This window comes from Acinetobacter thutiue (genome assembly GCF_030385805.1).
Classification (GTDB): domain Bacteria; phylum Pseudomonadota; class Gammaproteobacteria; order Pseudomonadales; family Moraxellaceae; genus Acinetobacter; species Acinetobacter corruptisaponis.
In genome coordinates this window covers 650,231-669,217 of record NZ_JAUDZE010000001.1, presented here as the reverse complement: position 1 = coordinate 669,217, position 18,987 = coordinate 650,231, and the positions used below count along the sequence as shown (strand labels likewise).

At 41.9% G+C, this 18,987-nt stretch carries 17 protein-coding genes; 7 read left to right on the top strand and 10 right to left on the bottom strand.

Annotated elements, in window-relative coordinates; translation table 11 throughout:
- Positions 1–31: 31 nt before the first annotated feature.
- From QTA56_RS03235 to QTA56_RS03225, 3 genes are all read right to left on the bottom strand, one after another.
- Positions 32–538, bottom strand: a complete 507-nt coding sequence (locus QTA56_RS03235) for a hypothetical protein (protein ID WP_267979506.1) — start codon at positions 536–538, stop codon at positions 32–34.
- 34 nt (positions 539–572) lie between these two features.
- Positions 573–1,628 carry a linear amide C-N hydrolase gene (locus tag QTA56_RS03230; RefSeq protein ID WP_267979505.1) on the bottom strand — a complete coding sequence of 352 codons (1,056 nt, stop codon included), beginning with the start codon at positions 1,626–1,628 and terminating at the stop codon, positions 573–575.
- A 215-nt stretch (positions 1,629–1,843) separates the two neighbouring features.
- A complete protein-coding gene (locus tag QTA56_RS03225; RefSeq protein WP_267979504.1) occupies positions 1,844–3,004 on the bottom strand; it encodes a ribosomal protein uL16 3-hydroxylase in 1,161 nt (386 codons plus the stop codon).
- Positions 3,005–3,169: 165 nt separating this feature from the next.
- Between QTA56_RS03225 and dnaX the strand changes: the two genes are divergently transcribed.
- Positions 3,170–5,239 carry a DNA polymerase III subunit gamma/tau gene (gene dnaX, locus QTA56_RS03220; protein ID WP_267979503.1) on the top strand — a complete coding sequence of 690 codons (2,070 nt, stop codon included), beginning with the start codon at positions 3,170–3,172 and terminating at the stop codon, positions 5,237–5,239.
- A 26-nt stretch (positions 5,240–5,265) separates the two neighbouring features.
- Here the strand turns inward: dnaX and QTA56_RS03215 are convergent, their stop codons facing one another.
- Positions 5,266–5,706: an acyl-CoA thioesterase gene (locus QTA56_RS03215; protein WP_267979502.1), complete on the bottom strand. Its 441-nt coding sequence runs from the start codon at positions 5,704–5,706 to the stop codon at positions 5,266–5,268.
- Positions 5,703–6,863 (bottom strand): iron-containing alcohol dehydrogenase, encoded by a 1,161-nt coding sequence (locus QTA56_RS03210; RefSeq protein ID WP_267979501.1) that lies wholly within the window; start codon positions 6,861–6,863, stop codon positions 5,703–5,705. The genes QTA56_RS03215 and QTA56_RS03210 overlap by 4 nt, the downstream gene beginning before the upstream one ends.
- A gap of 180 nt (positions 6,864–7,043) precedes the next feature.
- Between QTA56_RS03210 and QTA56_RS03205 the strand changes: the two genes are divergently transcribed.
- Genes QTA56_RS03205 through QTA56_RS03190 form a run of 4 tightly spaced genes read left to right on the top strand, consistent with a single transcriptional unit; the run spans position 7,044 to position 10,774 of the window.
- Entirely contained in the window at positions 7,044–7,559 is a 516-nt protein-coding gene (locus QTA56_RS03205; protein WP_267979500.1) for a low molecular weight protein-tyrosine-phosphatase, read from the top strand.
- Positions 7,560–7,572: 13 nt separating this feature from the next.
- Positions 7,573–8,607 (top strand): UDP-N-acetylmuramate dehydrogenase, encoded by a 1,035-nt coding sequence (gene murB / locus QTA56_RS03200; RefSeq protein WP_267979499.1) that lies wholly within the window; start codon positions 7,573–7,575, stop codon positions 8,605–8,607.
- A gap of 8 nt (positions 8,608–8,615) precedes the next feature.
- Complete coding sequence (locus tag QTA56_RS03195) at positions 8,616–9,746, top strand: YdcF family protein (protein WP_267979498.1); 1,131 nt, start codon at positions 8,616–8,618, stop codon at positions 9,744–9,746.
- Complete coding sequence (locus QTA56_RS03190; protein ID WP_004799324.1) at positions 9,746–10,774, top strand: alpha/beta hydrolase; 1,029 nt, start codon at positions 9,746–9,748, stop codon at positions 10,772–10,774. The genes QTA56_RS03195 and QTA56_RS03190 overlap by 1 nt, the downstream gene beginning before the upstream one ends.
- A 26-nt stretch (positions 10,775–10,800) precedes the next feature.
- Here QTA56_RS03190 and QTA56_RS03185 read toward each other — a convergent pair whose 3' ends face one another.
- Complete coding sequence (locus QTA56_RS03185; RefSeq protein ID WP_267979497.1) at positions 10,801–12,471, bottom strand: FMN-binding glutamate synthase family protein; 1,671 nt, start codon at positions 12,469–12,471, stop codon at positions 10,801–10,803.
- Positions 12,472–12,646: 175 nt separating this feature from the next.
- On the opposite strand from QTA56_RS03185, the gene QTA56_RS03180 reads away from it, so the two are divergent.
- On the top strand, positions 12,647–13,831 hold the full coding sequence (locus QTA56_RS03180) for an MFS transporter (protein WP_267979496.1): 1,185 nt from the start codon (positions 12,647–12,649) through the stop codon (positions 13,829–13,831).
- Here the strand turns inward: QTA56_RS03180 and QTA56_RS03175 are convergent.
- Positions 13,822–15,312: an amidase gene (locus QTA56_RS03175; protein ID WP_267979495.1), complete on the bottom strand. Its 1,491-nt coding sequence runs from the start codon at positions 15,310–15,312 to the stop codon at positions 13,822–13,824. The two genes, QTA56_RS03180 and QTA56_RS03175, sit on opposite strands and share 10 nt — an antisense overlap.
- A 205-nt stretch (positions 15,313–15,517) precedes the next feature.
- On the opposite strand from QTA56_RS03175, the gene QTA56_RS03170 reads away from it, so the two are divergent.
- Positions 15,518–15,994, top strand: coding sequence for a hypothetical protein (locus tag QTA56_RS03170; RefSeq protein WP_267980030.1), 477 nt, complete (start codon positions 15,518–15,520; stop codon positions 15,992–15,994).
- Between the two features lie 52 nt (positions 15,995–16,046).
- On the opposite strand, the gene accC is transcribed toward QTA56_RS03170, so the two are convergent.
- Genes accC through aroQ form a run of 3 tightly spaced genes read right to left on the bottom strand, consistent with a single transcriptional unit; the run spans position 16,047 to position 18,323 of the window.
- A complete protein-coding gene (gene accC, locus QTA56_RS03165; RefSeq protein ID WP_267979494.1) occupies positions 16,047–17,411 on the bottom strand; it encodes an acetyl-CoA carboxylase biotin carboxylase subunit in 1,365 nt (454 codons plus the stop codon).
- A gap of 17 nt (positions 17,412–17,428) precedes the next feature.
- Complete coding sequence (gene accB, locus QTA56_RS03160; RefSeq protein WP_267979493.1) at positions 17,429–17,848, bottom strand: acetyl-CoA carboxylase biotin carboxyl carrier protein; 420 nt, start codon at positions 17,846–17,848, stop codon at positions 17,429–17,431.
- A 25-nt stretch (positions 17,849–17,873) separates the two neighbouring features.
- Positions 17,874–18,323 (bottom strand): type II 3-dehydroquinate dehydratase, encoded by a 450-nt coding sequence (gene aroQ, locus QTA56_RS03155; RefSeq protein WP_267979492.1) that lies wholly within the window; start codon positions 18,321–18,323, stop codon positions 17,874–17,876.
- Between the last annotated feature and the right edge of the window lie 664 nt (positions 18,324–18,987).

Below are 18,987 nucleotides of genomic sequence, written 5' to 3'. Positions count from 1 at the left end.
TGACTTTTATGATTTTATAAAATAATTTAACCTATTTGTCAGGCAGTCCTGCGATCAGGCTGGAAAAGTTTTGGTAAAGTGTTGATTTTTGAGTAGGGGTATAGACGGAACGTTTAATTACACCTTTATCTGTTTCAATGGATAATTCAACATTGTTTGCATTTTTAAATTCATAAAGAAATAAACTTGGAATTACAAAAACATTTGATGAACGTTTTGGAACTAAACGATTAATATATTTCTGTTCAGTTTTTTCACTCGCACCATAGTTAAAAGACTTTCCGTCGATCCAGAACGTTATCCCCTTGATGTCGTAATATTCATAGGTGCTATTTAATACAACATCCAGCTTTAATTTATCTTTTTGCTGTTTGTCCCACTCCACAACCACATTGGGGCACAGTTCATTTGACTTACAGTTTAAAGAACCTGCGGTGGCAAGGTGATCTATAATGCTTGAGGCTGTAGCGTTGTTTTGCATACTGCCACAACCATTCATCATTACACAGAGACTAAGTAAACAGAATGTTTTTTTCATATTTAATTCCCAGTTTTATAAAAAATTTTAATGATTAATGATGCTGTGCTGGACCAAGAAATTCAAATGGCTTTGTTATTTTAAATTGATCTGTCGCATCACCTGCAAAACTATTTTGCTGGTCTTTTCCAAGATCAAGCTTACGTGTCACACCATTCTTAAAATTGATTTTCTTTAAGTCAACCCAGAAAACATTCGGTGAAACCGCAGATTCAAAAAAATACAGTTGTTGTTTATGGTCAGCTACGGTTCTCCAGCGTGTGGAGGAAATATTGGGTTCCTCCGCAGTATTTAATCCATACGGCACAGATGCATTTCGTATCACACTAAAAACAGAAGCAATCGCTTCCTTGGCGTTGTCATTTTTTGGTATTGCATTGATATAAAAAGAGGCACGTGCAAAACGGTCAGCGGCTCTATTGGTTCCAGGCAACATAACGGTTCCGCCAATCTGTTGCCAATAGCTGTTAAGGGCAAGCTGTTGGTCAAAAGTTGGGGAATTGGTCATGACCTGATATTTTTTATCATGGTGGATGACTTGTTTGCCATTAATATATTCAATGATTGCGCTATCGCCTGTTTTATCTGAGAGTGATAAATGTAAGGTTGCTAGGCGCTGTTCACCTGGAACGCTATCTGTAATCAGATCAAAAGGTTCTTTTTCTAAAGCAGTCACAGCTTCAGAAACAGTTGCAAAATTGTCGAGTGCATATTGTGCCCAGGCGGAAATGCTGAGCTGTGGTTTATTGGATTGTTTGGTATCAGGATATTGGGATTCCACCAGCCATAGCACGTTTGCGACCAGACCTGCCTCATTCATTCCGTCAGTGGTAGAGATGTCATAGCCAGTGGCGATGACGCTACCATATTTGGCTTTCCATTTCAGCGATTTCGGTCCAGCATTGCTATCTCGGTTGACACCACTTGGCATGATCCAGAGATTGGTTCCAACATCCACTTTCCAGTCCATGGAGCGGGCAGTAATAGTATGATCATTATTGCCTAGATATACTGCGCGTGTACATGCCTGAACCGTTTGAAAAAATATCGTAGATGCAATAAATGAACAAAATAATGTTTTTTTGAACATTAAAATTCTCCGTTGTCATAAAAAATAGTTATAAAAGTGATCATGTTTTAATTTGTATATAAATGAGTTTATAAAATTTATTTTTTAATTCAAGGATTAAAATGTAGTCCTTATAGAAAAGCAGGTTTTTGGGTTGATGTTGGATCAATGAGGGCCTTTGATATTTTCCAGGCCCTCATTTTTAGTGATTCATTGAATAGCTGTGATTTTCCAGTTTAATTTGAAGGTAACAGCATTAAAATGGCATCATTCAGCAACTGGGCAATATCTTCCAATATTTCAGTATCATTCAACTGTTTATCAAATATCAGGCTTTCACCATTGGCCAGTTGTTTTAGTTGTTTCTCAAACGCTTCAGAAACATAAACAGGTTCGCCATTTGCCCAAAACTCTAATGATCCATTTTGCTCTCTGTAAAGTAGTCTCATCGCTGGTTCAAGCATCAGCGTATAGCCTGTACCCACGATTTCAATCAGGTCATTTGCCTCAAGTTCTTCTGGTTCAGGAATATTGTCTGGATATTTGACTTCGCTCATATATGCCATAATCGCTGCATCAAATTCGGGTGCTTGATGGAGATAGTCTAATAACTGGCTTTTTAAATAGCTAAATTCTGTCTCGTTTATCTCACCAATCCGTGTTGTGTGTTGACGAGCAATATCAAGCAATGGTTTTTTAAGTAAGCTATTTTCTGCAAATTGATCACTGATTCGATCCATCATTTCTGCGAGGTTTGGCATACGGAAACCAAATGAAAAAGTCAGGCATTCATCTTCCGCAACACCGTAATGGGAAAGTCCAGGTGGTACATAAAGTAAATCGCCTGGCGCAAGAACTTCATCAAAATGAACATCCATTTCAGGCAATAATTTTAAGGGTTGATCTGCCACAAACTCGGTTGATTCATCACACATCTGACCCAACTGCCAGTGGCGATGACCATGTCCTTGCACCAGAAAAACATCGTAAAAGTCGAAGTGTTTGCCGACTGATCCGCCTTTGGGTGCATAGGACACCATAATGTCATCACGTCGCCACTGAGGAATAAAAGGAAACTTTTTCCAAAGCTCTGCAATATCGAAAGAATAGTGATCAATTGCCTGAACCAGCAGTGTCCATAAGTTTGGCAGTTTTTGAAAATCACTTTTATTTAAAGGTGAGGATTTAACATGCCATTCATTTGGGTTCTTGTTTTTTTGACGAATTAAACGTGCGCTGACATGCTCTTCTAGCGCCAGTTCCTTAACATCATCAGGTTCAATCAACCCAACAATTTCGGGCATTGCATTACGTACCAGCAGTGGTTTTTTTTGCCAGTATTCAGTTAAAAATTGTTCTGCGGTAATACCGCCCAATACCGTTAAAGGTTGTGACATGATGATGAAGCCGAAAATAAATCAATAACGTGTATTGTCCCTTGAGTTTAAAGGCGGTGCAAGCCTTGTATCACAGCCAAAAACCCTAATTTTGATCAATCAGTTCGGGATTCATTCACAGCTTCTTAAAAACACAGTATGCTAAAGCGGCTATAAGGAGTATCCATGTATCAAGTATTGGCAAGAAAATACCGTCCACGTAATTTCAATGAGTTAGTGGGGCAGAATCATGTTTCCCGTGCGTTGACCAGCGCATTGGAGCGTGGACGACTGCATCATGCTTATTTATTTACAGGGACACGTGGTGTGGGTAAAACCACAATTGCCCGTATTTTAGCCAAATGCCTGAACTGTGAAACGGGTGTAACCTCAACGCCGTGTGAAGTTTGTGCGACTTGTAAGGCAGTGAATGAAGGACGTTTCATTGATTTAATCGAGATTGATGCTGCGTCACGTACCAAGGTTGAAGATACCCGTGAGTTACTGGACAATGTCCCTTATGCACCAACCCAGGGTCGCTTCAAAGTCTACCTGATTGACGAAGTGCACATGCTTTCAACGCATTCATTTAATGCCTTGTTAAAAACGCTGGAAGAACCGCCAGAGCATGTAAAGTTCTTGTTTGCAACCACTGATCCACAGAAATTACCCATTACGGTGATTTCCCGTTGTTTGCAGTTTACCCTGCGTCCTTTGGCTGTTGATGAGATTACCACGCATCTAACCGCAATTTTAAATAAAGAACATATCGAAGCTGATCAGGATGCGATCTGGCAAATTGCTGAATCGGCACAGGGTTCATTACGTGATGCACTATCCTTAACGGATCAGGCCATTGCTTATGGTCAGGGAACTGTGCATCATCAAGATGTCAAAGACATGCTTGGCTTGATTGACCGAACCATTATTTATGAGCTGATTTTAGCAATTCATCACAACCAGCAAGCGCATGTTAGCCAGTTGTTGTTGCAGTTTAGACAGCAGGCCTTAGATGTTTCTCTGGTTCTGGATCAGTTGGTTTCAACCTTGCATGAGTTGGCAGTGTTGCAGTATCTGCCTGATCTTGCCTTGAAATACAGTGAAGAAATCAATCGAAAAATTCTGCAATTATCTAAACTAATTTCTGCTCAGGATTTGCAGCTTTACTATCAGATTGCATGTAAGGGACGATCTGATCTGCAACTTGCAGTCACGCAAGAGCAAGGTTTTGAAATGTGTGTATTGCGTTTGCTCGCATTTAGACCGCTATCGACTGGTGAAGTCACTATTGCTGCTACAAGTCCACAAAATATTACTGTTTCTCATACACAAGTCGTTTCAACTGAGCCAAGCTCATCAGATATTCAGCAATTGCAGCAAGTTACTATTGTTGAAGAACCCCTTGTTGTTCAGCAAGAAATCGTTAGTGTTGAACCTGAACCTGAACCTGAACCTGAACCTGAACCTGAACCTGAACCTGAACCTGAACCTGAACCTGAACCTGAACCTGAACCTATTATTCAGGATGAGAATGTTATGGTTTTTGATGCAGCGGATGGGCAACTGATTGGGTTGGATGTTTCAACTACCCAGCAAAATGCTCATTCCAGTGAATTCACAGAATCAGATGAGGTATTGATCTTTCCCGTAGAAGAACAAACTGAAGTTACACAAATCATCAATCAAGCACCTGAGCTAAACGTTAAGGCTGAACCTGAATTGTTTGAAGAAACATTTATTGCTACGGAACAGCAAATTGATAACCAATTTGCCATGCCTGTGGTTGATGTAGTTCAACAGGTTGAAACGATGCATTTGGTAGACCAAGCCAATCTCATGCCTCAAGATATTCTTAAACTTCGTGAACAGGTTTTGGAGGGCGAGTGGAATCTGGATAAATGGGAATATTGGTTTAGAAATAGTGAACTTTCGCCAGCCGTTCAGGAGTTGGCACAGCATGGCATTATGCAGGGGCATATTAATGGTTCATCTGTGTTTCATATTCCGCAGAAATACGAGGGCATGTTGTCACAACTAAGGCAGGCATTGGAAGATGCTCTTAAATTACAGTGGCCGAATACACAGTTTAATGTGCAATATCAAGATATTGATTCGATAACACCTTTTACCATGCAGGTCATGCGTAAGGAAAAGGCGTTTCATCGGGCTGTTGAGTTATTACAGCAGGAACCTACCATTAAAAGTTTAATTGAAACCTTTGATGGTGAGTTACAGAATATTCAACTGAAACTGTAATCGGTTGGAATAAAAGGGCTGATCTTTTAGTCCACTAATAAGTATTCAGTCAGTACGTCGCGCATATCTTGTGGAATCGCGGTACTTTTCCGAGTTTCCCGATCCACAAACACATGCACAAAATGCCCTTGAGCCGCTGCTTGCGCTTGGTCTTGCTTAAAAATTGCCAGCTCATAACGCAGTGAAGAGTTGCCAATCTTTCCAATGGCTACACCAACTTCAACCATTTCAGGAAAGGAGAGTTCCTGTAAGAAACTACAGGCTGAATCCACCACCAAACCAATGATCTCACTGTTGTGAATGTTAAATCCCGTTTTTTGGATCAGTAACGAATTGGCTGCGGTATCAAAATAGCTGTAGTAAGTGACATTGTTGACATGACCGTAAATGTCATTATCCGCCCATCGGGTCTGAATTGGAAAAAAGAATTTAAACTGTCCGCGTGTTTTTAAAGTGGGTTTACTCATGCATAAATCGCCTGATAAATCTGTAAAGCATCTTGTTCGGTCATTTCTCTTGGATTGTTCTGCAACAGTCGGGTTTGCAGCATGGCATCCTTAGCCAACTGCGGTAATTTTGCCTCGGCAATATCCAGATCCTTTAGTTTTAGCGTTAGACCACTTTGATCCAGATGGTTTTGCATATGGTCAATGAATAAATCACATAGGCCATCGGTACAGCCTGTGCTGCGAGGGTCTAATAACTGCATTAACTCTGCATAGTGTTGTTTAGCTTTCGGCGCATTGAATTTTAGCACTTCAACCAGCACCAGTGCATTGGTATGCCCATGGGACAGATGGAAATGCCCACCGAGTGGATAGGCCAAGGAATGAACTGCACCGACAGGTGCATTGGCAAAAGCCTGGCCTGCCAACATTGAACCGACCAGCATATTTTGGCGAGCTTCTAAGTCCGCACCATTTTTTAATACCTTGGCAAGGTTATGGTTGAGCAGTTGCAAGGCATTTTTTGCCAGCATATCGGCATAAAAATTTTTCTTGATATTGGAGGTATAAGCTTCAATTGCATGGACCATTGCATCAATACCCGTTGCCGCAGTGATATGCGCAGGTAAGCCTTGCGTAAATGTCGCATCCAGAATGGCAACATCGGCATAAAGGATAGGAGAGACTACGCCCATTTTGGTGGTTGCACCAGTGGTGACAATCGAAATTGGAGTGACTTCTGAACCCGTTCCAGCCGTTGTTGGAATCAGAATAAGAGGTAAGCGGGGAGCCTTGGCCTGATTAACCCCATAAATCTCACTGAGGTTTTGTTGTTGTTCAGGATGTGCAAGCAGGGCAATGATTTTGGCGACATCCATGGAACTACCGCCGCCAAAACCGATGATGACATCAATTTTTTCCTGTTTGGCGAAATCAACCGCTTCTAAAACAATATGTTCAGGTGGGTCAGCCTGAATATCAGAATAAATGATAGGCTTGAGACCCACCTGATCCAGAATTTCCAGAATGGGTAAATGAAGCTGATGCTGAATCATGCCTGCATCAGTGACCAGAAGCGCTTTTTTATAATCATGTTGTGACAAGATGGTTTTAAGTTCTTGTATCGAACCTAAACCCGCAATAATGTTGGGAACGGTCTGGAACTGAAACTGGTTCATACATACATCCTTATTTCTATCTTTGACAAATCATTGTCCATACCTGACCTATGTCGCAATCCTAGACAAAATGCCAACAAATTCTAATAAATACAACATTTTTATATAAGGCAACTATAGGTTTCACTGCACAAATAAATTACCATAAGATGCTCTAAAAAGTGTAGTTTTGAGGTGATTATGCCATCCCCAACGCCCTATAAGGTGTTATGTGTCTGTTTAGGAAATATATGCCGTTCACCCACAGCGGAAGCAATCCTCAGACATTATTGTGATGTGCATGGTTTAAATGTATGGGTTGATTCGGCAGGGACCAGCAATTATCACCCAAACAAGGCACCCGATGCGCGAAGCCAAAAACATGCGCTACAGCGTGGTTATGATTTATCGGGCTTACGTGCCAGACAAATTATTCTTGAAGATTTCATTGAATTTGACCTGATTCTTGCAATGGACCATGAGAATTTTGATGATATTCAGTCACTCCTGTCGAAAGCGGTACGCCAGTTTGGTGCTGAACAGATTCGTGCCAAAATTGCATTGATGAGTGAGCATGATCCTCATTTTAACCAGCAGGCAGTTCCTGATCCTTACTATGGTGGGGCGGATGGCTTTGATCGTGTCCTGAATCAATGTGAATCAAGCAGTCAGGCATGGATCGATATTCTTAAAAAGCAAATGCAGGCAGGGCAATAGGATTTAATTACACATGCATGTACAACAGCAGGTTCAACTCAAAAGATTAAACACGCTCAATTTAAATGCCACTGTTTCGCATTATGTCCAGATCAATCAGCCTGATGATGTGGTTGAGGCATTGGCATTTGCTGAACAGCAGCAGCTCAATGTCCTGATTTTATCGGGTGGCAGTAACCTGTTGTTGCCACAGCGCATTCAGGCACTGGCAATTCATTTAAATATTCAGGGCATTGCAATCCTTACTGAGGATGACCAAACCATCACAGTTAAAGTGGGTGCGGGACAGGTCTGGCATGATTTTGTTTTATACAGCACCCAGCAGAACTGGTTCGGTCTGCAAAATCTGGCCCTAATCCCAGGTTTGGTTGGGGCATCACCTGTACAGAATATTGGTGCCTATGGTGTTGAGGTAGGTGAGTTTATTGAGTCGGTACAGGTGTATGACCGTAAACTGAAATGCTTTGACTCCATTTTAGCTCAGGATTGTCATTTTGCTTACCGTCACAGTATTTTTAAAGATCATCCCAATCGTTACATTATTGTTAGTGTCACTTTTAAGTTATTAAAACAAGCTCATTTGAAACTGAATTATGGTGATTTAAAGCAGGCGGTTGGAGATGAACAAACGGCTGAGAACCTGCAAAATCAGGTGATACAGATTCGTCAAAGTAAATTGCCTGATCCCAAAGCGTTTCCGAATGTGGGCAGTTTCTTTAAAAATCCCGTTCTGACTCATGCTGAATTTGAAAAACTTTCTCAACACTTTCCCAACATTCCGCATTATCCCCAAGCCAACGACAATGTTAAGGTGGCTGCTGGATGGTTGATTGATCAGGCGGGCTGGAAAGGCAGGCAACTAGGTTGTGTTGGCATGTTCCATAAACAGGCACTGGTTTTGGTTAATTATGCCGATGCAACGCTGGAAGATGTGAAAAGTACTTATAGTGCTGTACAAAATGATGTAAAACAAAAGTTTAGTATTCAGCTTGAACCTGAACCTGTGTTATATAGTGAGCAAGGTTTGATTCAGCCCCATACTGCATAAGGAGTGATATGGCGCAAGTACATTGGATGGTCAGTTTAGTGCGGATAGCCACCATACTATTTGTGCTATTGGGCTGCTTTGTGCTTTTTTTATATTCTCCATTTTACTCACAGCTTGTGGTGAAAGGGTTAAATTCTTTTGTACCTGTTGATGTCAATGAGGTGGCCGCTGAAAGCCAGAAGGCAGCGGCTTTAAGTGAGCATGAGAATCTGGAACCTGGTTCCAACTTATGGATTGCGCGTCAGGCCTATTTAAAGCTGATGGAAAAAACTTTTCAGTCAGAAAAACCTGAAGATTTAAGGTTGATACAGGCGCGCTATAAATTGCTGCAACAAACCATTATTGATGAACAGGAAAAAGAAGAGCAAAAAGAGAAGAAAAACAACATTCCATTGCTAAACCAAAAAGCAGAGCAGGATCAGGACAGTTCAGCCGTTGTGATCAGTTCTCCAACGGATTTCTTACAAGGCAATACACCTGATAATCAGGCGCTCATGGGTAAGTATCTGGCATTTTTAGAAACCTATCCTGTTGCATTGCCTGTGAATGAGGATGAAAAGGACGAGACCAATAAAGACCTGGTTGAACTTAAAAAGAATAAAGATGATGGTTTTGAGCCTAAAAATACCTCACAGCCTTATGCAATTGTGGTGCTCGGTGGAGGATTGACCCTTGCTGAAAATGGTAAAGATATTGTGGTGAACAACTACACACGCTTACGTCTGGAAAAGACCTTGAGTGTGGAAAAAAAGTATAACTTGCCGATTGTGTTAAGTGGTGTGGAAGCCCCCTATATGCAGGCATGGTTAAAGCAACGTGGTATTGAGGCCAAGCTGCTTGAAAATAGAAGCATGAATACCTGTGAGAATTCCAGATTCAGCTCTTTGCTCCTGCAAAAGAAAGGCGGCGCGCCCACCGTGATCCTGATTACTGATGAATATCATATGCCACGGACACGCCGTTTATTTGCCTTGAATGGTATTGAAACCGTTCCTGTGTTTGCACCCATGCCAACCAGCTTGACCCGTTGGCGACCTAGCCAACAAAATTATGACCATAGTCGCCGTGCCAATTATGAAATGCTTGCCACGGTTCGTGATATGTTATTTGGCTCTAGTGATTGTCGGGAGATACCATAATGTCCAATATTCCTTTTTTAAATCCGACAATACTCAAACAACTGGATTTACCTGTTCCGAATCGTGAAACCACACCACAGGTTTTGGAGCCACTGGATTTATCAACCACAACTGAACCCTCTAAACCTTTACAGGCCTATCGTAAGCTTTATGGCTTACACTTGCTGGACTGTGAGCATTGGCAGGGTTATGTGGAAATGCCGTTGTTCCGTTTGCATGTGCAGGTATTTCAGCCAAGACAACAAAAGATTCAGGGGACAGTCTGCCTGCTGCATGGCTATTTGGAACACAGTGGAATCTATCAGCCGATTATCCAGGAAATCCTGGATCAGGGATTTAGTGTGATTACCTATGATCTTCCTGGGCACGGACTAAGTAATGGTTCACCTGCCAGTATCCAGAATTTTGACCATTACCAACAGGTTTTACATGCAGTATATGAAGCGGTTCGTGGGGCCAAACAGTTGCCTAGACCGTGGTTAGGCATTGGTCAAAGTACAGGTGGTGCAATCTGGATGCATCATTTACTGGAGTTTGCAGAACGTCGTGAAGATCCAATTGTTGATCGGGTTCTGTTATTGTCACCGTTGATTCGTCCCGCTAAAACCGCCTGGTGGCACAATTCAGTTGGCCTAGGTATTATTCGTCGCATTAAAACCCAAGTGCCACGACATTTTCGCCGTAATAACCATAACCCTGAATTTTTGCGTTTTGTGCGTTTAAAAGATCCATTACAACCGCGTATGATGGGCATGGACTGGATTTTGGCCATGTCAAAATGGATGCTGGAAATGGAACAGCGTCCAGCCTGTCGTATTCCAGTTTGGTTGGCGCAAGGTGCACTCGATCAAACAGTCGATTGGCGCTATAACATTGAATATATTCGCCGTAAGTTTAGGTTGCAGACTTTGTTGATGCTGGAAGAGGGTTCACATCAATTGATCAATGAACGTGCTGATATACGTGCTGCACTGACAGGTTTGATTCCTGCTTTTTTACATGCGAAGCCAAATCACCACTATTACTAGTGGTGATTTCTTATTTAAATTTTGTATTAAAACTGATCCGCATCCGCCAGTTTCCACATTCGATAATAAAAATTTTCATCATCATCCAAATTATTTTGCAGTAATTCATTTTCCTTGAGGAAAAAATGAATCTGGGCATAATTTTTAATTTCACGATCATTTAAACGCTGCGCCAAATGATGCGCCTTAATATCTGAGGGATGACGTAAACCCGCGGCGGCGATCATTTCAGAAAGCGCATGCAGTGTATTTTTATGAAAATTAAAAACACGTTCCGCCTTGCTGGGTACATCAATGGCTTTTTGTCGATCTTTATCCTGTGTGGCAACTCCAACTGGACATTGATTGGTATGGCAACTTTGTGCCTGAATACAACCTACAGCGAACATAAACCCTCGTGCGGAATTGACCCAATCCGCGCCAAGTGCAAATGTACTGGCAATGTCAAACGCGCTGATAATCTTTCCACTGGCGCCGATCTTGACCTGACCGCGTAATCCTGCACCTACCAGCGTGTTATGTACAAAACGTAGGCCCTCTCGTAAGGGAGTGCCAATGTAGTCACTAAATTCAATTGGCGCAGCGCCCGTTCCTCCCTCGGAACCATCCACCACCACAAAATCAGGAATGATTCCAGTTGCAAGCATTGCCTTGACGATACTCATAAATTGCCAGGGCTGCCCAATACATAATTTGAAGCCAACAGGTTTGCCACCAGACAGGTCCCTCAGTTTTTGAATGAAATGCATCATTTCAATGGGGGTGTTAAAGCTTGGATGACGAGATGGGGAAATACAGTCGTGGTCTCTGGAAACACCGCGAATTCGGGCAATCTCCTCAGAGATTTTATGTTTGGGTAAAATGCCACCGTGACCTGGCTTGGCACCTTGCGAGAGTTTAAGCTCAATCATTTTAATTTTTGGATTTTGTGCCTGTAGAGCAAATTTCTCAGGATCAAATAATCCCTCAGGTGTACGACAACCAAAATAGCCACTGGCAATCTGCCAGACAATATCGCCGCCATTTTCCAGATGGTAAGGGCTTAAACTACCTTCACCTGTATCGTGGTAAAAGTTGCCCAGTTGGGCACCCTTGTTTAATGCCCGAATCGCATTGGCACTTAGGCTGCCAAAACTCATGGCTGAGATATTCATGATTGAGGCGCTATAAGGCTGGCTGCATTGCGCATTGCCAATCAGAACACGAAAAGTGGATGGATCGGCAGGTGGGCAGGGTGCCATCGAATGCACAATAAAACGGTAGTTGGGTTGATAGACATCAATGATGGAACCAAAGGGCTTGTCTGCATTTTCATTTTTTGCACGTTGATAAACCAGGCTGCGTTGCATTCTGGAAAAGGGCAATGCATCCTGATCGGCTTCAATAAAATACTGGCGGATTTCGGGGCGAACATCTTCAAAAATAAAACGGAAATGTCCCAGAATTGGATAATTTCTTAAAATCGCATGCTTTTTCTGGAGCAGGTCATATAAGCCAACCACACTGAGCAGGCTTGTCACAAGCCAAAGCCCATTCAATAAAGTGTCGGAAATAAAATAATAAATGCTATGCGGGGTATAAATGACCTTGAACCAGCTAATAGTCAGCGTGATCAGGATACAAAGGAACCAAACCGAATGTCTTGAAAAGAAAGTATTGAGTAATTTATGTCTTATAGCTTGTGCAGGGCTAGCCATAGGCAGGAGATTCCTATAATTAAGCAATCCACAAACCATGCCAAGAACGGTCTCTAACCACAAGTAATGAATTGTTAGACTTGAGAATTATTCTCTTAAATCAGCTAAAATTCAGTTCGACCTATCTGAATAAATTTTCCGATTTCAATATACATTTGCTGATAAGGCCCTTAAATTGTTGCAATCCCTGAATATCCAGACACGCTTGGGTGGTTTCTACCTGTTCTATTATTCCATAGTGGGAACGTTCATGCCTTATTGGAACCTCTATCTACAAGATCAGGGATTTAATTATCAGCAAATTGGGATTTTATCTTCGATTGCAATTATTACCCGTTTTTTTGCCCCCTTGATTTGGGGATGGATTGCAGATAAATCAGGCAAGCGGATGCTACTGGTACGAATTGCGACATGGATGGAAGCCTGTATCTGGTTTGCAATTTTTATAATTCCGAATAGCTTTCAATCGATTGCTTTATTGATGCTGGTTTTCAGCTTTTTCCAGAATGCGATTCTGGCACAGTTTGAGGGGGTGACTTTATTCTGGCTGGGTGAAAAGCGAGCTGAGCTCTATGGCAAGGTTCGGAAATGGGGTTCAGTCGGCTTTATTGTTGGGGTATTTGCCATAGGCGCATTATTGGAAATCATTCCAATTTCAATGTTACCGATTCTACTATTGTCAGTCTCATTTTTGGCCTTTTTATGGTCATTTAGCATTAAGGAGCCTGAACATGCGCCAAGCTCGCAAAAGAGGCTAGAACCTTTATTACCAATTTTAAAAAAACCAATGGTGGCCGCCTTTTTTGGTATTGAGTTTATTTTACTGTTTTCACAGGCACCTTTTTATAGCTTCTATAGCAATTTCCTGAAAGAAATCGGTTTTAGTACCATGCAGATTGGAACTTTATGGGCGACAGGTGTGATTGCTGAGATTGTGATGTTTGCAGTGGCGCAAAAAGTCTTTTTTATCCGCTTTTCCTGGAGGACACTTGTTACTGTTTGTTTGATATTGACCAGTTTACGCTGGTTGTTGGTGGGTATATTAAATACACATTTTGTTGGGCAGCTTTTAGCACAATGCCTGCATGCATTTAGTTTCGGGCTTTTTCACCTGATTGCAATGAAAGTTATCTTCCAGAATTTCTCTGCCGAACAGCAAGGTCGCGGGCAGGCACTTTATAGCACCATGTGGGGGCTTGGCGTAGCATCGGGAAGTTTATTGGCAGGGCATTATTGGCAAATTCTATCAGGTGCCACCATTTTCTTATGTGCGAGTGTGGTTGTTCTTTTAGGCTTGATTTTGGTGGTCTGGCTGCCGAATCAAATTGAAACGACAGCGCCTAAGTTAAATCAAAGCTGAATATTTTTATATTGTGGTATCCACGGTTGCGCCTGCTCAAGCTGTGCGGCAAGTTGAAGTAAACGGTCTTCACGCCCAAATGGTGCAATAAACTGACTGCCCAAAGGCAAGCCATTTTTATTCCAGTATAAAGGCACAGACATGGCGGGTAAGCCTGTGACATTCGCCAATTGGGTAAAAGGCACCCAGCTCAAGTTCTCTTGTACCATTTTCTCGACCAGCTTACCTTGTGCAAGATAATGGGCTTTTCCAACTTTTAATAAGCCTTTTAGGATAGGTTTTTGCCAACTAGGCATTGCAACTTGACCATTTTGGGGTGCAACTGATGCGGTGGTTGGGGTTAGGTAAAGGTCATATTTTTCAAAAAAGATATTCATTTGGGTGCTATACATTCCCCAATGACCCAAGGTATGAATATATTCTGTTGCTGTCGTTTTCGCACCAAAGGCTGCCAAGGCATTGGAGTCAAGCTCAAAATCCTCATCGGTGGCACCTGACATGTGTTTAATTTGTGCCTGCATGTAGGAGAACTGACTAAACCATGTGGTGATAAAGTCTTTAGCAAGTTCCAGACCATTTATTTGCGGACGGTCTTCAACCACGATATGTCCAAGTGACTCTAGAAGCTTGGCTGTTTGCTGAACCGCTTGAATCGCATCTTTTGAAACTTTGGTGCCAATCGGTGACTGGGTATTAAATGCGATTGTTAATTTTTTTGGAGTCTGCTGGATAATATCCAGATATTTCTGGGTTGGAGATTGAATGATAAAAAGTGAGGCCTGTTCTGGACCCTGAACTGCATCCAGCATGGCGGCACTGTCCCGAACGGTTTTACAGAGTACATGCTGCATGGCTGCGCCGTGCATGGCTTCACTAAACTGTGGCCCCCACGGTGTACGTCCACGGCTCGGTTTAAGTCCAAACAACCCACAATAGGAGGCAGGAATACGGATTGAACCACCGCCATCTCCAGCTCCTGCAACAGGGACCAGCCCACCAGCCACTGCTGAGGCAGACCCGCCCGAAGAACCGCCACTATTATGCTTTAAGTTCCAAGGATTATGACATGAACCCCATGCATCTGGCTCAGTAATACCCTTGATGCCAAACTCAGGTGTATTGGTACGGCCGAAAGTCACAATTCCCATTTTTTCCCAGCGATTGACAATTTCAGCATTAAAGTCAGGTGTGTAATTGATTCTTTTAAGGGCATTGCTGCCATAGGATGTGGGTACACCTTGATATTCCTGAAACAGGTCCTTGACCAAAAAGGGAACACCCGCAAATGCGCCCGTAAGGGGTTGCTGGGCACGCTGTTTAGCCTGTTCATACATAGGGATAATGATTGCATTCAGTTTTGGATTGGCTTTGTGGGTGTGTTCCAATGCCACCTGTAACAGTTCTGATGGGTGAATTTCTTTGTCCCTGACCAATTTGGCCAAACCGAGTCCGTCATATTGAATGTATTCAGAAAATTTCATGGCTTTTATCTCTAAAGCTAAACCGTTAATAAACTGGAAAATTTTAACTGTGATTGTGGATAAGAATACCTTAAAAAAATGCAGAACAATCAAATAAATTGCAGAATAAAAATATTGTGTTTATATGGTTATGATTGCGGGATTTTCTTTAAAAATATGCTAAGTTAAGCCAATGCAACGTTTAGATTACGACTTAATTAAATCTATGAAAAATATTTATATTATTGGATTGTTATGGGCTTGCTCAACATGGACTATGGCAGATACGGTTGTGAATGCGAAAACAGTGACACCGCAGCAAATTGCAAAAGCAAATGCAATTCGTGTCACCAGCCGCCCAGAAATTATGGGTTTGTGGGGAATGGAAATTACCAATAACAAGAAATGTGTCGAATATTATAATTTCCGTGGCATGAGTGATGTGGTGATAAAAAGTGGTCAGGAATGGTCTTATGGCCTGTATGATTACCAGCCCTCTGAAGATCATAAGGAACGTTTGCCTGCACTGATCTTGCAGATTAAGTATGACAATAATGAGATGGACTGTTCTGGTCAACAACAGGATCAAACGGGTGAGGTTTCACAATACTTTGTGAAATGGGCGAATGACAATACCATTGATTTTTGTGCCAATGAAAAAGGCGAAAAGTGCTTTGCAACCTTACGCCGTGTTTTACCATAAAGAATTAAGGCCAATAAAAAACCTCTTATAATTTTATAAGAGGTTTTTTTGTTTAAGCAGTTTCAGCCTGTTGTGCCAACTGTTTTAATAAATGCTTCTCAAGATAATGGATATCCATTGCCTGTTCACAGAAATTGGCATCCTGCAAAATCAGGTCTTTATGCAGTGGAATATTGGTCTTGATTCCTGTCAAAATCATTTCATCCAGCGCCTGACGCATACGGGCTAACGATGTTTCGCGATCTTTCCCATGTGCAATCAGTTTGGCAATCATGGAATCATAGTAAGGCGGAATGCTGTAACCCTGATAAATATGAGAGTCTAGACGAATACCTGCGCCACCTGGTGCATAGAAAGTTTCAATTTTTCCAGGGGATGGCAAGAACGTGGTCGGGTCTTCTGCATTGATACGACATTCAATAGCATGGCCCTTAACCTCAATCTCATCCTGTTCAAGGTTTAAACCTAAACCCGCAGCAATACGAAGCTGCTGTTCAATAATGTCCACACCCGTGACCATTTCAGTGACAGGATGTTCAACCTGTACCCGTGTATTCATTTCAATGAAGAAAAATTCGCCTTCTTCAAATAAAAACTCGAATGTACCAGCACCGCGATACTGCATCAATTTACAGGCATTGACACAGGCTTCCAGAATATCTGCACGCGCCTGTTCTGGCAGGTTTGGTGCAGGTGCTTCTTCCAGAACCTTTTGATGGCGGCGCTGTAGCGAACAGTCACGGTCATACAAATGGATTGCATGGCCATTGCCATCGCCAAGTATCTGAACTTCTACATGACGGGGTTTTTGCAGGAAACGTTCCATATAGACGGTATCATCGCCAAACCACATTTCTGCATCACGCTGGGCAGCCTGTACCGATTCAAGCAGGGTATCGACACGCTCGACAATACGCATACCACGACCACCACCACCAGCCGCAGCCTTGACAATCAATGGAAAGCCAATTTCTTTGGCTTCTGCAAGCGCGTTGTTTGGTGTCACCGCATGGGCGGAACCTGGTACAGTTGGAACACCAGATTTCTTCATTGCCATGATCGCTGAAACCTTATTTCCCATCAGGCGGATATGTTCAGGACGTGGACCAATGAAAATGAAGCCAGAATTTTCAACAATTTCAGCAAACTCGGCATTTTCTGACAGGAAGCCATAACCAGGATGGATGGCATCCGCACCTGTAATTTCTGCGGCGGTAATAATGGCAGGAATATTTAGGTAGCTTTCACTGCTTGCACCTGGGCCAATGCAGACCGCTTCATCAACAAAGCGTAGATGCATTAAATCCTTGTCAGCATCGGAATAAATTCCAACAGTTTTAATGCCAAGAGTTTTACAAGCCCGCGTAATTCGTAAAGCAATTTCACCACGGTTTGCAATGAGTACTTTTTGCAACATAGGAATCCCCAGACTCATTAGGCACGGTAGCGGAAAAGCGGTTGACCAAATTGGATCACTTCACCATTCTTAACCAGAATTTCTTCAATCACACCACTTTGAGTTGCCTCAATTGGATTCATGATTTTCATGGCTTCAATAATACCCAGAGTTTCACCTGCAGAAACTGTTTGACCCACATTGACAAATGGTGGTTCACCTGGGCTTGGAGCTGAATAGAAAACGCCAACCATTGGAGAGGTCTCAACCGCCCCACGTGGTGTTTTTGCAGCAGGCGCTGCTGGTGCTGAGGAGATTGGTGCTGCAACAGGAGCCGCTGCGTATACAGGCGTTGGACGAGTCAGTGAAATGGATTGGTCGCCTTCCTTAACTTCTATCGCTTGTAAGTCAGATTCAATCATCAGGTCGATGAGTTTCTTGATTTTACGGATATCCATGAGTGAGCATTCCTAAATGTGTAAATTAGTTAGAAGATTGAATTTTTTCGATGGCATAATCGAGTGCAAAGGAATAACCCCTGACACCTAGTCCACAGATCACGCCAATGGCTTTATCTGACAGGTATGATTGATGACGAAATGCTTCACGGGCGTGAACATTTGACAAATGCACCTCAATAAATGGGATGGCAACACCAAGTAGGGCATCACGTAAGGCCACAGAGGTGTGGGTAAGGGCGGCAGGATTGATAATGATAAATTTTATATTTTCATTTTGTGCCTGATGGATGCGATCCACAATTGCGCCTTCCCAGTTGCTTTGAAAGGTATCCAGTGTCAATGACGAATTTTTAGCCTGAGCAGTGAGTTGCTGGTTAATATCCTCTAGGGTGAGATAACCATAGACTTCTGGTTCGCGCTTTCCTAGCAAGTTTAAATTCGGTCCATGAATCACCAAAATGGTTGAGCTCATTCAGCCTGCTCCAATTCTAAAACTGCAAATATGTTTTGCAAGATGTCTGCAAAGTTTGCTTATTATGGCACAAAATTCTGCAATTTTTTTATAATTTATTTTAATCGATGAAGAAAGTTGCATACCAAGCATGCTGCATATAATGAAAACTTTGCAAGGAATTGGCAATGTTAAAATATGACAAATTTTAGGGTGTTTTGCTTTTGCATTATTCTAAACTGAATTGCCACTTTTCGTTCATGGGATTTGTGTAACTCAATGGTCAAACTCGCCAAATGATGATTTTTTAACTACATGCAAACTCATCATAAATTTCAACTAGCATATACGATTTTGATTCCATAAGGATTAAATTTTATTTTAATTTATTGTTTTTATTTGTTTTAGTTGAAATATATTGTTTTAGATTAATTTATATGGATAGCATTTGTGTTAGGTTTTGGACAGACACAAAAGGTTTTTAAAAAGTGATTGTTCGTTGTACAGCTTTAAAAAATTCAGGGTTGGCAAAAATGATGATTTTTACCATTTCGGGATGGCTGCTAATGACATAAAAATGTCCGAAAAAGATAACCCTTGTTGATTAAGATGGTGAGTACTTAAGAGACTACTTTTGATTGGCGTAATCTCTTATGGGTCTTTCAAAGCTGTCTTTAATTTTAAA

Bases quoted from the DNA above. Each gene is read 5' to 3' on its own strand.
- QTA56_RS03210 (WP_267979501.1), bottom strand. From the start codon at position 6,863: ATGAACCAGTTTCAGTTCCAGACCGTTCCCAACATTATTGCGGGTTTA.
- accC (WP_267979494.1), bottom strand. From the start codon at position 17,411: ATGTTGCAAAAAGTACTCATTGCAAACCGTGGTGAAATTGCTTTACGA.
- QTA56_RS03185 (WP_267979497.1), bottom strand. From the start codon at position 12,471: ATGGCTAGCCCTGCACAAGCTATAAGACATAAATTACTCAATACTTTC.
- QTA56_RS03235 (WP_267979506.1), bottom strand. From the start codon at position 538: ATGAAAAAAACATTCTGTTTACTTAGTCTCTGTGTAATGATGAATGGT.
- dnaX (WP_267979503.1), top strand. From the start codon at position 3,170: ATGTATCAAGTATTGGCAAGAAAATACCGTCCACGTAATTTCAATGAG.
- QTA56_RS03175 (WP_267979495.1), bottom strand. From the start codon at position 15,312: ATGAAATTTTCTGAATACATTCAATATGACGGACTCGGTTTGGCCAAA.
- QTA56_RS03190 (WP_004799324.1), top strand. From the start codon at position 9,746: ATGTCCAATATTCCTTTTTTAAATCCGACAATACTCAAACAACTGGAT.
- murB (WP_267979499.1), top strand. From the start codon at position 7,573: ATGCATGTACAACAGCAGGTTCAACTCAAAAGATTAAACACGCTCAAT.
- QTA56_RS03215 (WP_267979502.1), bottom strand. From the start codon at position 5,706: ATGAGTAAACCCACTTTAAAAACACGCGGACAGTTTAAATTCTTTTTT.
- QTA56_RS03170 (WP_267980030.1), top strand. From the start codon at position 15,518: ATGAAAAATATTTATATTATTGGATTGTTATGGGCTTGCTCAACATGG.
- QTA56_RS03230 (WP_267979505.1), bottom strand. From the start codon at position 1,628: ATGTTCAAAAAAACATTATTTTGTTCATTTATTGCATCTACGATATTT.
- QTA56_RS03205 (WP_267979500.1), top strand. From the start codon at position 7,044: ATGCCATCCCCAACGCCCTATAAGGTGTTATGTGTCTGTTTAGGAAAT.
- QTA56_RS03195 (WP_267979498.1), top strand. From the start codon at position 8,616: ATGGCGCAAGTACATTGGATGGTCAGTTTAGTGCGGATAGCCACCATA.
- accB (WP_267979493.1), bottom strand. From the start codon at position 17,848: ATGGATATCCGTAAAATCAAGAAACTCATCGACCTGATGATTGAATCT.
- QTA56_RS03225 (WP_267979504.1), bottom strand. From the start codon at position 3,004: ATGTCACAACCTTTAACGGTATTGGGCGGTATTACCGCAGAACAATTT.
- aroQ (WP_267979492.1), bottom strand. From the start codon at position 18,323: ATGAGCTCAACCATTTTGGTGATTCATGGACCGAATTTAAACTTGCTA.